Here is a 430-nt window from a genome sequence, read left to right on the forward strand (position 1 = left end):
AAATGCGCGACGAGAGTCGCACATGCATTGACTCGTCAAGAGGCTTTGCTGCCAAACAATGGAGGTCCCACACCGCCATGTCATCGATCCGTACGCGCCTCGTTGTGGCAGCCGCCGCAGCCACCGCGCTCACCATCCCCCTTGTCGGCGGCCATGCCGACGCCGGTCCAGTTGGGCCAGGCATGGGCGGTGACAGCGGTGACGGGCCCGTGCTCCCGTTCGGCCAGCGCCAGTTGGTAGGAGTTGGCGAGGCTGTAGTCGACCAGGCCGCGTCCGGCCTCGGCGTGTGTTCCGGCGAGGGAGGACGTCAGCACCGCGAAGTCGGCGCCCCGGTCCTGCGCCAGCCGGACGGCGTGGAGCGAGCCGTCCGTCTTCGGGGCGACGACGCGGGCGGCGTCGGCCCAGGGGCGGCGGCGCATCGCGCCGAAGG

The 430-nt window shown here is 70.7% G+C and carries 1 protein-coding gene; it reads right to left on the reverse strand.

Translation table 11 applies throughout. The features are described 5' to 3' along the window. Positions 1–80: 80 nt before the first annotated feature. Positions 81–430, reverse strand: a 350-nt coding sequence (locus CAY82_RS27600) for a KR domain-containing protein (protein WP_218190861.1), incomplete at its 5' end; no start/stop codon positions are given.

Origin of the sequence: Pseudomonas sp. SID14000 (genome assembly GCF_002165135.1) — a bacterium.
Lineage (GTDB): Bacteria > Pseudomonadota > Gammaproteobacteria > Pseudomonadales > Pseudomonadaceae > Aquipseudomonas.